General features: G+C 59.0%; 10 protein-coding genes. 8 read left to right on the top strand and 2 right to left on the bottom strand.

Translation table 11 applies throughout. The annotated features are described in order from the left end of the window. Positions 1 to 126: 126 nt before the first annotated feature. The 8 genes from ilvB to ACSEXW_RS02895 all read left to right on the top strand — a co-directional run bounded on the left by ilvB (position 127) and on the right by ACSEXW_RS02895 (position 10,447). Complete coding sequence (ilvB, locus tag ACSEXW_RS02930) at positions 127 to 1,872, top strand: biosynthetic-type acetolactate synthase large subunit (RefSeq protein ID WP_438444601.1); 1,746 nt, start codon at positions 127 to 129, stop codon at positions 1,870 to 1,872. Beyond that, positions 1,869 to 2,360: an acetolactate synthase small subunit gene (ilvN, locus tag ACSEXW_RS02925; protein WP_438444600.1), complete on the top strand. Its 492-nt coding sequence runs from the start codon at positions 1,869 to 1,871 to the stop codon at positions 2,358 to 2,360. Before ilvB ends, ilvN begins: the two co-directional genes overlap by 4 nt. 645 nt (positions 2,361 to 3,005) lie before the next feature. Next, a complete protein-coding gene (gene ilvC, locus ACSEXW_RS02920; protein ID WP_438444599.1) occupies positions 3,006 to 3,998 on the top strand; it encodes a ketol-acid reductoisomerase in 993 nt (330 codons plus the stop codon). A 136-nt stretch (positions 3,999 to 4,134) separates the two neighbouring features. Continuing rightward, on the top strand, positions 4,135 to 5,682 hold the full coding sequence (locus ACSEXW_RS02915) for a 2-isopropylmalate synthase (RefSeq protein WP_438444598.1): 1,548 nt from the start codon (positions 4,135 to 4,137) through the stop codon (positions 5,680 to 5,682). 264 nt (positions 5,683 to 5,946) lie between these two features. Further along, entirely contained in the window at positions 5,947 to 7,362 is a 1,416-nt protein-coding gene (bcaP, locus tag ACSEXW_RS02910; RefSeq protein ID WP_438444597.1) for a branched-chain amino acid transporter BcaP, read from the top strand. A gap of 169 nt (positions 7,363 to 7,531) precedes the next feature. After that, positions 7,532 to 8,614 carry a 3-isopropylmalate dehydrogenase gene (leuB, locus tag ACSEXW_RS02905; RefSeq protein ID WP_438444596.1) on the top strand — a complete coding sequence of 361 codons (1,083 nt, stop codon included), beginning with the start codon at positions 7,532 to 7,534 and terminating at the stop codon, positions 8,612 to 8,614. 821 nt (positions 8,615 to 9,435) lie between these two features. Next, positions 9,436 to 9,984 (top strand): peroxiredoxin, encoded by a 549-nt coding sequence (locus tag ACSEXW_RS02900; protein ID WP_438444595.1) that lies wholly within the window; start codon positions 9,436 to 9,438, stop codon positions 9,982 to 9,984. A gap of 145 nt (positions 9,985 to 10,129) precedes the next feature. Then, positions 10,130 to 10,447, top strand: coding sequence for a glycine cleavage system protein H (locus tag ACSEXW_RS02895; protein ID WP_438444594.1), 318 nt, complete (start codon positions 10,130 to 10,132; stop codon positions 10,445 to 10,447). A gap of 87 nt (positions 10,448 to 10,534) precedes the next feature. Here ACSEXW_RS02895 and ACSEXW_RS02890 read toward each other — a convergent pair whose 3' ends face one another. Together ACSEXW_RS02890 and ACSEXW_RS02885 are read right to left on the bottom strand one after the other, a co-directional pair. After that, positions 10,535 to 12,535, bottom strand: a complete 2,001-nt coding sequence (locus ACSEXW_RS02890; protein ID WP_438444593.1) for a glycoside hydrolase family 15 protein — start codon at positions 12,533 to 12,535, stop codon at positions 10,535 to 10,537. Between the two features lie 133 nt (positions 12,536 to 12,668). Further along, on the bottom strand, positions 12,669 to 15,662 hold the full coding sequence (locus tag ACSEXW_RS02885; protein ID WP_438444592.1) for a 1,4-alpha-glucan branching protein domain-containing protein: 2,994 nt from the start codon (positions 15,660 to 15,662) through the stop codon (positions 12,669 to 12,671). Positions 15,663 to 15,667 lie beyond the last annotated feature (5 nt).

Raw genomic sequence — 15,667 nt, 5'->3', positions numbered from 1 at the left:
GGTGGTACCACGGAAGTTAACCCCTTTCGTCCCTTGAACGGCATTATTGCGCGTTCGGGACGGAAGGGGTTTTTTGGTTATGATCGAAGAAACCAGCTTGCTCCACAATTTGAGGGGAGGATCACTATGAGTATCGAGAATCCGACGAAGGTGCTGAAGGATGAACTGAGAGAACGGCTGCTGAAGCCGGACGTGATTTCCGGATCGGAAATCCTGCTCCGCTGCCTGCTGCTCGAAGGTGTGGAATGCGTCTTCGGTTACCCCGGAGGAGCCGTTCTATACATTTATGACGCCATGCACGGCAATCCCGACTTCCATCACCTGCTGACCCGCCACGAGCAGGGCGCCATCCATGCCGCCGACGGCTACGCCCGCACCACCGGCCAAGTAGGCGTGTGTATCGCCACCTCGGGCCCGGGAGCCACCAACCTGGTCACCGGCATCGCCACGGCGTTTATGGACTCGGTTCCGCTGGTCGTTATTACCGGCAACGTAGCCACCTCGCTGATCGGCACCGACGCCTTCCAGGAGGCGGACATCACCGGCATCACCATGCCGATCACGAAGCACAATTATCTGGTCCGCGACGTTAAGGACCTGCCGCGTGTGATCCACGAGGCTTTCCATATCGCCAATACCGGCCGCAAGGGTCCCGTATTGATCGACATTCCGAAGGACGTATCCGCCCATATGGCCGAGTTCAAGCCTGCGGACGCCAAGGTCAATATCCGGGGCTATAACCCGACGACGGACCCGAACAAGAAGCAGGTGGACAAAATTCTGTCCGCCATCGAGCAGGCGGAGCGCCCGGTCATTCTGGCCGGCGGCGGCATCGTCTACGCCGATGCTTCGGCCGAGCTGCTGGAATTCGTCAACAAGACGCGTATTCCGGTGACGACGACCCTGCTGGGTCTGGGCGGCTTCCCCAGCGGCCATGAGCTGTGGATGGGCATGCCGGGCATGCACGGTACCTACACGGCTAACATGGCGATCCAGAACTGCGACCTCCTGATCTCCATCGGAGCGCGCTTCGACGACCGGGTGACCATGAAGCTGGAGGGCTTCGCGCCGAAGGCCAAGATCGCCCACATCGATGTGGATCCTGCCGAGATCGGCAAGAACGTCCCCACCGACATTCCCTGTGTCGGTGACGTGAAGTACGTGCTGCAGTACGCCAACACCAAAGCGAAGGCGGCCAACTCCCAAGCCTGGATCGAGGAGATCCAGAAGAACAAGACGGAAGTGCCGCTGCGATACAAGGATTCTGACGAAGAGCTGAAGCCCCAATGGGTCATTGAGCTGCTGAATGAAACCACCAAGGGCGACGCCATCGTGACCACCGACGTAGGCCAGCATCAGATGTGGACGGCGCAGTATTACAAGTTCAACCGTCCGCGGTCCTTCGTCACCTCGGGCGGTCTGGGGACCATGGGCTTCGGCTTCCCATCCGCCATCGGCGCCCAGATGGGGAACCCGGATACGCTGGTCATCTCCATCAACGGAGACGGCGGCATGCAGATGTGCTCCCAGGAGCTGGCCATCTGCGCCATCAACAAGATTCCGGTCAAGATCGTCGTCATCAACAACCAGGTGCTGGGCATGGTCCGCCAGTGGCAGGAGATCATCTACGAGAATCGTTACAGCCACATCGACCTTGCCGGAAGCCCGGACTTCGTGAAGCTGGCGGAAGCCTACGGCGTGAAGGGCCTTCGGGCGTCGAACAAGGAAGATGCACGCCGGGCATGGGAGGAAGCGATGGCCACGGACGGACCGGTACTGGTGGAGTTCGTCGTCCGCAAGCACGAGAACGTGTATCCGATGGTTACGCAAGGGAAGACAATCGGCGAGATGTTAATGGGGGATGAGGAATGAATACGACCAAGCATACCATATCCGTCCTGGTCAATGACCAACCCGGAGTCCTGCAGCGGGTCTCCGGCCTGTTCGGCCGCAGAGGCTTCAACATCGAGAGCATCACCGTAGGCGAGTCCGAGGAAAAAGGCCTTTCCCGTATGGTCATCGTGACCACGGGAGACGATAAAACGTTGGAGCAGATCGAGAAGCAATTATACAAAATCGTCGATGTCATCAAAGTGGTGGACCTGTCGTCCAACCCGATGGTGGCCCGGGAGCTGGCGCTGATCAAGATCAGTGCGGAGCCAGCCGTCCGTCCGGAGATCGTAAGCATCGTCGAGACCTTCCGCGCTTCCGTCGTGGATATCGGCCCGAACAGCATGATCGTCCAGGTCGTCGGCGATACGGAGAAGATCGACGCCATGGTCGAGGTGCTGCGGCCATACCGGATCCGGGAGCTGTCCCGTACCGGGGCCACCGCCATGATCCGGGGCTCGGCGAAGTAATACGAGCGAAGCTTGAAATAACCGAAAGTGGAGAGCGGGCGTAAGGCTCAGCGAAACGCGTTAGGTTATAGGGTTTGGGTTTTGAGGTTTTGGTTTTGAGGTTTTGGTTTTGAGGTTTAGGTTTTATGGTTTGAGGGATTGAGGATATGCGGGGGAGAGCGGGCGTAAGGCTCAGCGTCTACCCCGCCCAAGAACAAGAGCTTCACGCGGCAACGCGTGAGGCGGCTCACAGCAGGCAGTACCACCCCAACCTCGAGAGTAGCAGGCAGCAGGGGCACCACGTAGAGGGAGAACGCAAAGGTTAAGCGGGTCTCCACCCCGAACCTGGCCGCCGCCGGCAGTCGGCAGCCAGGTTCCGGATGGGGACGACAAGCGAGGTCAGCGCCAACCCCACCTTCGAAGACGGCCCAGGTCACGCCAACGCAACGTTTCCGGGGAGCCGGGGCGGGTGAGCGCCCGGCACCTCCCCCTTGGCCAAGGGGGAATGAGGGGGATCGAAAAAACTGCTTTAACGCTTTACATGATTAGAGTATAATAAAAAAAAAGCATCCTGTCCGGAGCGGACGCTTGAGAGGACGGAAACGCCCTGCTCCGCTTCTGAAGCGCCCGCTTCGGAGGGACCCAATTATAAGGAGGAACTACCCCATGGCAGCAAACATCTACTACGAAAAAGACGCAGATCTTAGCTATCTTCAAGGCAAAACCATCGCCATCATCGGCTACGGCAGCCAAGGCCATGCCCAAGCCCAAAATCTTCGCGACAGCGGCCTGAAGGTCGTCATCGGCATTCGTCCGGGCAAATCCGCCCAGACCGCCCAGAACGACGGCTTCGAGGTGCTGAGCGTATCCGAAGCAGCCCGCATCGCCGACGTCATCCAGATCCTGCTGCCGGACGAGACCCAAGCGAAAGTCTACGCCGAAGAGATCGAGCCGAACCTGAAGCAAGGCGCGGCCATCATGTTCTCCCACGGCTTCAACATCCACTTCGGCCAGATCGTTCCGTCCGCCGACAAGGACGTCTTCCTGGTCGCTCCGAAATCCCCGGGCCACATGGTGCGCCGTACTTATGTGGAAGGCTTCGGCGTACCGGGCCTGATCGCGGTATACCAAGACGCTACCGGCAAAGCCAAGGAAATCGGCCTTGCTTACGCCAAGGGTATCGGCTGTACCCGTGCCGGCGTTTTCGAAACCTCCTTCCGTGAAGAGACCGAGACCGACCTGTTCGGCGAGCAAGCCGTTCTGTGCGGCGGCACCTCTGCACTGGTCAAAGCAGGCTTCGAGACTCTGGTTGAAGCCGGCTATGCTCCGGAGATGGCATACTTCGAGTGCCTTCACGAGCTGAAGCTGATCGTCGACCTCATGTACGAGGGCGGTCTGGCGGCTATGCGCCACTCCATCTCCAACACCGCGGAGTACGGCGACTACGTAACCGGCCCCCGAATCGTAACCGAAGAGACCAAGAAGGAAATGAAGCGCGTGCTGTCCGACATCCAGCAAGGCAAGTTCGCCCGCGACTTCATCCTGGAGAACCAGTCCAACCGCGCATTCCTTACTGCGATCCGCCGTCAAGAGTCCGAGCATCAGATCGAAACCACCGGCCGCCAGCTGCGTGAAATGATGCATTGGATTAAGAAGTAATCCGCAGGATTGCACCTGTGATTACTAATTGAAGAGGGTTTAAGCAATGAAGGCTTCGGGTCGGTGGCGAATCGCGCAGATTTCCACCGGTCCGGGCATTTTGCTTTTCACCCTCCAGACCCGGAGGTGAATTGGGATGAGAAAAATCTATATCTTCGATACGACCCTGCGGGATGGCGAGCAGTCTCCCGGCGTCAACCTGAACACCCAAGAAAAGGTGGAGATTGCGCTCCAGTTGGAGCGCCTGGCGGTAGACCGCATCGAAGCCGGCTTCCCCGCGGCGTCGCCCGGTGACTTGGCCGCGGTCAATGCCGTAGCCCGCGCCGTGAAGAATTCAACGATCATCGGTCTCTCCCGTTCCCGGGAGCAGGATATCGATGCCGCATGGGAGGCGCTGAAGGACGCGGAGGACCCGTGCCTGCACCTGTTCCTGGCGTCCTCGCCCATCCACCGGAAGTATAAGCTCCGGATGGAGAAGCACCAGGTGCTGGAGACCGCCGAGGCGGCCATCAAGTATGCCAGCCGATATTTCAGCAAGATCGAATTCTCTCCGGAGGACGCCGGCCGGACCGAGCTGGACTTCCTGTGTGAAGTGACCGAGATGGCCATCCGCGCGGGGGCTACCGTGGTGAACATCCCGGACACCGTAGGCTACCTGACGCCATCCGAGTTCGGCAACATTTTCAAGACGCTGAAGCAGCAGGTGCCGGGCATCGAGAAGATCCAGCTGTCCGCCCACTGCCACGACGACCTGGGCATGGCGACGGCTAACGCCCTGGCTGCCGTGCTGAACGGAGCCGATCAGATCGAAGGCACCATCAACGGCATCGGCGAGCGCGCCGGCAACACCGCGCTGGAGGAAGTGGCCATGGCGCTGGAGACGCGCCAGGACTTTTTCCAGGCCAAGACGGGACTTGTGCTGAGCGAGATCGCACGGACCAGCCGTCTGGTCAGCAAGCTGACCGGCATGGTTGTGCCGGGTAACAAAGCCATCGTCGGCGCCAACGCCTTCGCGCATGAATCCGGCATCCACCAGGACGGCATGCTGAAGGAGAAGACCACCTACGAGATCATCTCCCCGGAGACCATCGGCCTGAAGGAGAGCAAGCTGGTTCTGGGCAAGCACTCCGGCCGCCATGCCTTCCGCGAGAAGCTGGTGGACCTGGGTTACGAGCTGAACGAGGAGGGCGTCAACGCCGCGTTCGCCAAGTTCAAGGATCTGGCCGATAAGAAGAAGGAGGTAACGGACGAGGACATCCGGGCCCTCTTGGAGGAGAAGATCGTCTCTACCCCCGAGATGTTCGCGCTGGAAACCATCCAGGTCTCCTACGGCAACCAATCCGTCCCGACGGCGACGGTCCGCATCCGTACCCTGGACGGACAGACGCTGGACGAGGTGGCCATCGGCAACGGCTCCGTAGACGCCATCTACAAGGCCATCGATAAGGTGACCAAGGAAGAGGTGGAGCTGGACGATTACTCCATCAAGTCCGTCTCCCACGGCAAGGATGCCCTGGGTGAGGTGCACGTTGTGCTGAAGCAGAACGGGCTGTCCATGAAGGGACGAGGCATCAGTACCGACATTCTGGAGGCCAGCGCCAAGGCTTACATCCATGCGGTGAACCGCCTGATCGACAAGCGCAGCAACCAGACGGCCAACCGCAACAACGTCAGTCTCATCTAATCGGGCTTCGGCTCATGAAAAGACGCTCTTTTGTCCATGATAGGACAGAAGAGCGTTCTTTTTTTGCGGGCAGGAAATCAAATCCAATAAATTAACCGTGGAATTGACCATTGAATTAACAATCTGTGAATTAATGGTGAAAAATGTCGACGGTATGATTTATATCACTGTATCAATGGAGGCAATCTTAGAAAATAGCATCATACCAATTGACGGTTTAATGCGATACAGCATCAAAACGTTGAACGAACAGGGGAGACATTCATGAATTTATTCCGCAGAAAAAGCATCGAGGCGCTGATCGGAGGAGGGGATGGCAAGACCTCGCTGAAGAAGGCGCTGGGCGCCATGGACCTGACTCTTCTCGGTGTAGGCGCCATCATCGGAACAGGCATCTTCGTTCTGACCGGCGTGGCCGCGGCCAAGCATGCCGGACCGGCTCTCGTCTTGTCCTTCATTCTCGCAGGCATCGCTTGTGTATTCGCAGCGCTGTGCTATTCCGAATTCGCTTCTTCCGTTCCCGCATCGGGCAGTGCCTATACGTACAGCTATGCCGCCTTCGGAGAGATGCTGGCCTGGATTCTAGGCTGGGACCTGATCCTGGAGTACGGAGTGGCGTCATCGGCCGTCGCCATCGGCTGGTCCGGTTATTTCCAGAGTTTATTGAATGGATTCGGCATCCATCTGCCCCATGCGCTAACGAGTGCTTATGACAGCGCAGCGGGAACCTACTTCGATCTCCCGGCAGCCGTCATCGTTCTTCTGATCGTCCTCCTGCTGACCCGCGGGGTCCAGAAGACCGCCAAGTTCAACTCGCTTATGGTCGTCATCAAGCTGGCCGTGGTGCTGCTCTTCATTGGAGTCGGCGTATGGTACGTCAAGCCGGAGAACTGGACGCCGTTCATGCCGTTCGGCTTCGATGGAGTAGCTTCCGGCGCCAGCGCCATCTTCTTCGCCTACATCGGCTTTGACAGTGTCTCCACCGCGGCGGAGGAAGTCCGCAATCCGCAGCGCGACGTGCCCATCGGCATCATCAGCTCGCTGGCCGTCTGTACGCTTCTGTATGTTGTCGTTTCCTTCATCCTGACCGGCCTGGTTCCCTACAGCCAGTTGAATGTGAAGGATCCGGTTGCCTTCGCCCTGGAATTCATCGGCCAGGATTGGGCGGCTGGACTCGTCTCCCTGGGAGCTATCGCGGGGATCACCACCGTGCTGCTGGTTATGCTGTACGGCCAATCCCGCCTGTTCTTCGCCATGTCCCGTGACGGACTGCTGCCGAAGGTGCTCTCCAAGGTCAACACGAAGACCCAGACTCCGGCCATCAACACCTGGATCATCGGCGGGATCGTCACCTTTATCGCGGGCTTCATGCCGCTCGGCAAGCTGGCTTCTCTGACAAGCATCGGCACCCTGTTCGCATTCGCCACCGTATCCTTGGGCGTTCTGGTCATGCGTTATACCCGTCCGGATCTGAAGCGAGCCTTCCGCGTGCCTGCAATATGGTTCGTCTCCTTGGCCAGTGTGGTTTCCTGCGGCTACCTGATGCTGCAGCTGGAGGCCTTTACCTGGAAAGCCTTCGTGGTATGGCTGATCATCGGCCTGATCATCTACTTCGCCTACGGCTACCGCAACAGTGTGCTGAACACGCCGGAAGGCCAAGCGACTCTCGAATCGAAATAGGAACCTTTCAAGCCCGGCTGCATACAGCCGGGTTTTTGTCATATCGTTCTATAGGTATAGCCTATAGAAATCATAGATATCATATCTTTGTAAACGACAGGATCTTGTGCCACAATAGAAGGAAGATCAAGACCATTGAGCAAGTGACGAGAAGAGGAGTGTTCCAACCATGGCGGAAGTCAAAAAGATTGCCGTAATCGCAGGCGACGGGATCGGCCCGGAGGTTATTGCGGAAGCGGAGAAGGTATTGAAGAAGACAGAGGAGCTGTTCGGCTACCAATTCGAGACCGAGCACGGCTTGTTCGGCGGGATCGCAATTGACGAGCGGGGAACTCCATTGCCAGAGGATACTCTGGCGATGTGCAAAGGCGCAGACGCCGTCCTTTTGGGCGCCGTAGGCGGACCGAAGTGGGACAACAACCCGAAGGAGCTGCGTCCTGAGACCGGTCTGTTAGGCATCCGCAAGGCTCTGGGCCTGTTCTCCAACATCCGCCCGGCGGTCATCTTCGACTGCTTGAAGGATGCGTCCACCCTGAAGCCTGAGGTGCTGGAAGGCACCGACCTGATCGTGGTCCGCGAGCTGACAGGGGGCATCTACTTCGGAGACAAGCTGCGCCGCGAGGGCCCTAACGGCCAAGAAGCCGTCGACACCTGCGTGTACAGTGTGAAGGAAGTGGAGCGCATCGCGCGCCAAGCCTTCGAGATCGCCCGCAACCGCCGCAAGAAGGTGGCCTCCGTCGACAAAGCCAACGTGCTGGAGACCTCCCGCTTATGGAGAGAGACCGTCATCCGCGTTGCAGCCGACTACCCGGACATTGAGCTGGAGCACGTGCTCGTCGACAACTGCGCGATGCAGCTTCTCCGCCGTCCGTCCAGCTTCGACGTCATCGTCACCGAGAACATGTTCGGCGACATCCTGAGCGATGAGGCAGCCATGCTGACCGGCTCCATCGGCATGCTCTCCTCCGCCTCCCTGGGCGAAGGAAGCTTCGGCCTGTACGAGCCGATTCACGGCTCCGCGCCGGACATCGCCGGCAGAGGCATCGCCAACCCGATCGCCACCATCCTGTCCGTGGCCCTGATGTTCCGACTGACCTTCGGCTACCACGACGCGGCGCAAGCCATCGAGACTGCCGTCAAGGAAGTGCTGGATGCCGGCCACCGGACCGGGGACATCGCCACCGACAAGTCCAAGGCCATCGGCACCACTGCCATGGGCGATCTGATTGTTGCAGCGATCCGCAAAGCGTAAGCATGCAGTTAATCCCGAGGGGAACGCCCCTCGGGATTTTTTTGGGTTGTGGTGGGATCCGTACCTAGAGCGAAGAACCCACGTATGGGGTCCGGCGTTGAACCAACGGCGAATCTGCCGTTGGTTTACTCGAACAGCCCAGTGAGTGCGTATGCTCCACCAACCAACGGCATAAATGCCGTTGGTTTCCCCGCGTATGGGGCCCGGCGTTGAACCAACGGCGAATCTGCCGTTGGTTTGCTCGAGCGGCCGGGAGAGTGCGTATGCTCCACCAACCAACGGCATAAATGCCGTTGGTTTCCCCACGTATGGGGTCCGGCGTTGAATCAACGGCGAATCTGCCGTTGGTTTTACTGGAGCGGCCGGGAGAGTGCGTATGCTCCTCCAACCAACGGCATAAATGCCGTTGAATTCGCAGCGTATGGGGCCCGGCGTTGAACCAACGGCGAATCTGCCGTTGGTCTAATCGGCTTAGTGGTAGATGGTAGATATCCTGCTGAGATCATTGAAGGAAATCGGAGCCGATTTTCTGGCTGTATTCTGGGCGTGATCTGCACTTAAGGGCGGAGACGGAGAAGCTAGCGGTTAGACGAGAAACTAACTGTGACCAATTTCACAAACGGTCACAGTTTATTCACAATTTAATAATAATTATAAATAAATACACGCTACTTGAATTGACTTTCTACATTCTGAGTGATAGGATTTGAAATGTAAACGGCAATGTACATATTTTCCCATGCAGCCTCTAAGGGACGCTAATGAAGCCGGCATTTATATGCAGGCACACATCATCTTATATTATCAGGAGGTTATTCAAAATGGCAGAACGTTTGGTAGGCAAGCAAGCACCGGATTTCACTATGGCAACCGTGGACGGCAGCGGAGAAAGCTTCGGCAAGGTATCCCTGTCCGATTATAAAGGCAAGTGGCTGGTCCTCTTCTTCTACCCGCTGGACTTCACCTTCGTATGCCCGACCGAGATCACTGCGATCTCCGACGCGGCTGACGAGTTCAAGAAGCTGGACACCGAGATCCTCGGCGTCAGCATCGACAGCGTCCATTCCCACAAGGCGTGGATCAAGACCGCCAAGGAAGACAACGGCCTGGGCAAGCTGAACTTCCCGCTGGCCTCCGACATCACCAAGTCCGTCTCCAAGGACTACGGCGTCCTGATCGAAGAAGAAGGCATCGCCCTGCGCGGCCTGTTCATCATCAACCCGGAAGGCGAGCTGCAGTACCAAGTGGTGCACCACAACAACGTGGGCCGCAGCGTCGAAGAAACCCTCCGCGTGCTGGAAGCTCTCCAATCCGGCGGCCTGTGCCCGATCGGCTGGAAGAAGGGCGACAAGCACCTGGTTGCGAAGTAAGAATCTTGCCCATAATCAAACGGTTGGACCGGATACCCGGCCAACCGTTTTTTTCTGTCCAATTCGGTCCTGAGGTTGCGTCCGGTCATGGAACCTGCTAGGCTCATACTAAAAAAAGCAAAGGATAAAAGGAGGAAGATTCCCTATGGAGAGTCAGCTTGCGGGCAAGCTGTGGGTGCGCCGGGAGGGTGGCCGGGCCGTAATCGGCTTGACGGAGGCCGCGGCGGATGATTTTGGCATGATCCTCTACGTGGAGCTGCCGGAGCCCGGTGACCGGATCCGGGAAGGACGGCCGTTCCTGCTGGTGGAGACGGCTTCCATGGAGGAGGAGCTGTCCGCTCCCTTGACCGGTACGGTTGTGGAGGTGAACCGGCAGACGGAGGCCCAGCCGGACCTGATCCACCGTTCGCCGGAGGCTCAAGGCTGGCTGGTTACGATTGAGACGGACGGAGAGCGTGCTTGACGCTGCCTGCGGCGGAATTACCGAAGCCGCACGCCAAAAGCAGCCGACTCCTCCGAACAGGAGCCGGCTGCCGGTGCCTCCCGGAGATCAGTTGAAGCCGGGGCGGGTGGGGGATGACGTATCCTTCAAGCCGCTTAGCTGAAGATACTTATTCACGTACTTGACCACCGTCAGAACGAAGGTGGCATGGGACCAGGTCAGAGGAGCAACGGAAACGGGGCCCCCGTCGAAGGGATCCAGCTGCTCGGGAAGAATGCCGCTCTCCATGGCGTGGGCCACGGTCCATTCCAGCGTCCGGCGCGGGCTCTCCAGATCCTTGATGGACTTGGCCGTCTCGATCTCCCACTCGGCGGTCCACAGGGTGCAGATGATCCACGGATTGCCCGGCACCCGGTCGATGTCCGAGCTCCGCTGGAAGTAGTAATCGTGGTGGTAGCGGGCGATGCCGCCCACCTCGGTCTTGATGCGAAGCCCTTCCTTGATGGACGTCATGGTCCGGACCACCCGCTCGTCGTTCGCTGGCAGCACGCCGAATTCGAAGATGCCGTAGATGCTGCTCTCGAGAGTAGGGTCCTTCACCCAGCGGCCGTCCTCCCGGTACAGGCCCCGTACGAAGCGGCCCAGCTCCTCGTCCCACAGATGCTCCAGCATGGCGGCCTTGATCTTCTCCGCCGCTTCGATGAAGCGAACGCTCCGGTCATCATCGCCGAAGAGGCTGCAGAACTTGGAGGCCGCAACCAGCCCTCCGTACACGGCGGAGCAGGTGAAGGTGAAGATGCCGTAGCGCTCCTCCCACAGATCATAGCTCGGCTTGGGCAAACCCAGCTCCGGTTCGATGAAGGAAGCCAAGAAGCGGGCGGAGCGCCGGATGAGAGTACGGAACAGGGATTGGGGCAGCTCGATGTTCCCGTGCTTGGCGAAATCCTGCCAGAGGGCGAACAGGACCAAGGCCGTCTCGTCCTCTTGGATCGGAAGCCGGGTCTCCCCTTCATAGATGTAGGGATGCCAGCTGGAGCCTACCGTGCCGTCCGGGTTGTACTTATGATGGAGATAGCCCTCCGGTGACAGGGCATCCGAGCAGAATTGGAAGAAGGGCGCCACCATGCCCGAATACCCCGCCATGGACATGGAATAGGCGACCAAGGCGCCGTCCCGCGGCCACATATAACTGTAGTGGTCCCGGTTGTGATGCAGAATGTCCGTGTCGTTGGCCGCAATGATGGCCCCTCCGGCATCCATCTGGGTCCGGACGATCAGGAGGCTCGTCTTGAACAGCTTGGCGATGTCGGGGCCCAGGTCTGCATAGAAGCGCTCCGACTTGTTGACCCAGCGCTGCCAGTAGATCTGTACCCGGTCCAGCAGCTTGCCCGGATGGTTGTCCTTCACGTACTTGTCCAGTTTCTTGACCTCTTCCAGCGTCTTCCCCGCACTCATCCAGTAATAGAGAACCGCCTCTCCGCCGGCCGGCACCATGGTTCGGAAGCTGATAGTACTGTCCACCGAGCCTTGGGAGATGGGATTGCCGGAGAGGGCCCCGTCCTCCGCATCCCTCCAGGTGCCCTCGGCACCGTGGAATCTTTTGACCCCCGTCGTGTATTGATAGATCCCCTCCGACCCCGTCAGTCCGTTAAACATGAAGTACCGGTCCTTCTTGTAGTGAAAGACCGTGTTGTTGGGCGGATAATAGGCGGCCGTATCCCCGACCTCCGTCTCATTGATCATCATGTCCTGCTGGAAGAAAAACCGGATCTCCCGTTCGGTATCGAGAAGGTTCGAGATCACGATCCTCTTCATGTAGAGGCTCTCGCGCTGATGCACTCCGTCGTGGATGGTGAGCGAGATTCCCAAGCCGTCGTGGACCGCCTGCATCTCCGTCACCAGCGAATCCTCCGTGTAGGAGTGACGCTTCCGCCATTCGGGGGCCGACAGCCAGGCGAATTGTCCGTCCACCCACATGCCCGTCCTGCACTGGTAACCGCCAACATGGTTAAGCTGGCCCACATACGGATAATAGATGTCCCGGATGTAGGAATGATGGTCGAGATTGATCAGAAAATGTCCGTTGCCGATCGCATATTGTCTGGGCATGTCGTCACATCCTTTCTATGAATCTACTATGACTCAGGATGGACTGGAATTGCAAGAAAAATCCGACGTTTCCCACAAAATCATCCATGGGAAACGCCGGATGGCGTTGGGGAGCCGGCAGGTGGCTCCCGAATTACCGATAGGCCGGGGCGGAACGGTTCTCCGGCTGGTTCTCTGTCTCCGTGAAGCCGATCGGCTCGTTGGCGTAGACGAAGGGCTCCGGAACGTGATGCAGGCTGCGGTATACCTCCCGGATCTCCCGGGCGATGGTGGGCCAGGCATATTGCTTATGCAGCTTGGAAAGCGCGCGCTCCGCCATCCGCTTGCCCAGCTCCGGCGAGAGGAGCAGCTCCGAGACGTGGTAAGCCAAGGAATCCACATGGCCCGGAAGTGCCTTGTAGCCGTCTTCACCATGGTCGATGATCTCGGCCAAGCCTCCCGTGTCGGAGACGATCAAGGGTTTGCCGTATCTCATGGCTTCCAGGGCGACGATGCCGAAGGGCTCATAGTGGCTCGGCACGACCACCACATCGGAGGCCGCATACAAGGTGTCCTTCCAGTCGTTATCCACGAAGCCGACAAAGCGGACCCGATCCCCCAAGTGGGCGGCCATCTCTTGGAGCTCGTCCTGCATGGGACCGGACCCGGCGATGATGAAGAGGGCGTCCGGCACCCGGGACAGGATGGAGGGAGCGGCGTGCAGCAGAGTTTGGACCCCCTTCTCATGAACCAGACGGGCAATGCAGAACACGGTCTTGGCATGGGTGACACCGGCCGCTTCCTTGGCCCGGCGGATCTCCTCGTCTCCGAGAAGCCGTTCGGGTAAATCTTGATCGACGCAAGCGCCGTTCGGATAGACAAGCAGCTTGTCCTCCGGCAGGCGGAAGACCTGCTCCAGCTCCCGCTTCATATACTGGCTGCATACGAATACCTTCGAAGCCTCGTAGGTAAGATGCCATTCGATGCTGTGGATGCTTTGCTGGAGCGGGTTGTTCAGCCTGCCGTGGTTGCGGCCCCACTCGGTGGCGTGAATGGTGGCGATGAGCGGAATCCCGAAGGAATACTTGATCTCCCGTGCGGTATGGTACACCATCCAGTCGTGGGCGTGCAGCAGGTCGATCCGCCCGCCGCTCTCCCGGTACCGGACCAGATAGTCCGTCATGGCCAGGTTCATCTCGAAGGTCCAATGGTAGAAGTCCGTGTCCCCCGACCAAGCCGGCAGCACCCGGTGGATGAACACGCCGTCCTTCTCCTCGAAGAAGGGGGCTCCGTAATGGGAGGTGGTGATCACATGGACCGCTTCTCCCAGATCAGCCAAGGTCCGGGACAGATCATGGACCGCACGGGACAAGCCGCCTACGTTCTTCGGCGGGTATTCCCAGGCCAGCATGAAGATATTGGCCCGGTCCCGGGTACGCTCCATCAGTGCTTCCCAATCGGCCCTGCTGCCCAGATGAGGAACCGGCGCAAATTCGAAGACGGACACGTAGTCAGCGTAATCGATGGCGGGGAAGCAGTTGTCCTTCTCCTCCAGCCGCTTCAGGAAATCCTCGTCCACCTTGCCCTGCTCGATCATGCCGCAGAGCGTATGGAAGCAGCCCAGATGGTCCTTGGTTCTTCTGCAGGCGTATTCCACCACGGTCTTGGAATCCATGATGAAGGCCCAATCGCTGCTCTGGGCCAAGAGCAGCTCCCGCGCGGCCTGGTTCAAGGCCCGCTTCAGCCGCGCCGTGGGAAGCTGCCGGGTACCGTGCAGCTGCTGGTGCCGGGTGGCCAGCCGGATCATCCGTTCCTCCGCCTGATGCAGATGGCGGTAGATCCAGTCGTTGTTGCCCTGAAGCCAGACCTCGTAGCTGGAGTTCCGCCCCCAGCTGCTGGCGGCCGGCTGCCCGGTGTCGGCTACCGGATATTCCTGCAGATACTCCGACGGCGTGATCATCTGAATGATGTCCTGGTCGAAATGGATCTTGCGGCACAGGAATTCGATGAACATCGGTCCCTCGTACCACCAATGGCCGAACAGCTCGGCATCGTAAGGAGAGATGACGATAGGCTTGCGGTCTAGGTGGTAGTTCCAATGCTCGGCCTGCTTCTGCCGGTTGAACAGGAAGTTGTCCGCGTGCTGGCCGGCCCGTTCGGCGGCCCATTCGGGATTGTACGGCTCCCGCTGCTGTGTGTCCCGACCGGTAATGCGATGGTACTTGATGCCAGTGTTCACCCGCTCGAACGTCGGCAGGACGTGCGGGCGGATATGCTCCCATTCCTTCAGGTCGTTCCAGCCCAGATCCCAGCCGATGTCGCGGTAATATTCCCGGTAATTGAAGTCTCCCGGGTATCCGGTCTGCGAGCTCCATACCTGCTGGGAGGACTCCGGATCCCGGGCGAAGGCCGACACGCCGTACGGCGTCAGGAGCGGAGCATACACCTCGCGGTTGGCCCGGGGAGAGGCATGCTGGAGCGCGGTGGTATCGGTGAAGAAATATTCGATGCCGCAGGACTTCAATATCCGGTCGATCCCCGGAGCGTAGGCGCACTCCGGCAGCCAGATGCCGCGGGGCGGACGGCCGAAATGCCGTTCGTAATCCGTCACCGCAGTGGTGATCTGCGCCCGGATGGCCTCTTCATGCTTCATGAGCGGCAGGAAGCCGTGGGTGGCGCCGGAGGTCACGATCTCGAGGACACCCAGCTCCTGGAACTGCCGGAAGCGGGAGATGACATTCCGCCCGCAGGCATGGAAGACCGCGCGCAGCTCGCGAAACCGGACCGCATACATATGGGCGAGCGGGAGATACGTATAATTCCGGCGAAGCCGCAAAATCTCTCCATCCGCCAAATCGATCAGCTTGTTCAAATGCTTCTCGTATCGCTCCTGCATCAGAGGATCGGACATGAGGGAGAGCAGCGTGGGGGTCAGCGACATGGTGATGCGGAAGTGAACCCCGTCGTTGACGAGACGGTCGAACGCTTCGATCAGCGGGAGGTAGGTCTCCGTCATCGCCTCATAGAACCAGCGTTCCTCCATAACGTCATCCCGGTCGTGATGCCGGATGTATGGCAAATGGGCATGAAGCACCAAAGCCAGATACCCTTTGGGCTCCTGCTTCCAATGGTCAATGTTGGCGTTCATATAAA

Origin of the sequence: Oryzibacillus soli (assembly GCF_051594765.1) — a bacterium.
GTDB lineage: Bacteria > Bacillota > Bacilli > Paenibacillales > NBRC-103111 > Paenibacillus_AR.
Note: the sequence above shows the minus strand (reverse complement) of the source record. Positions and strands in the feature narration are given on the sequence as shown.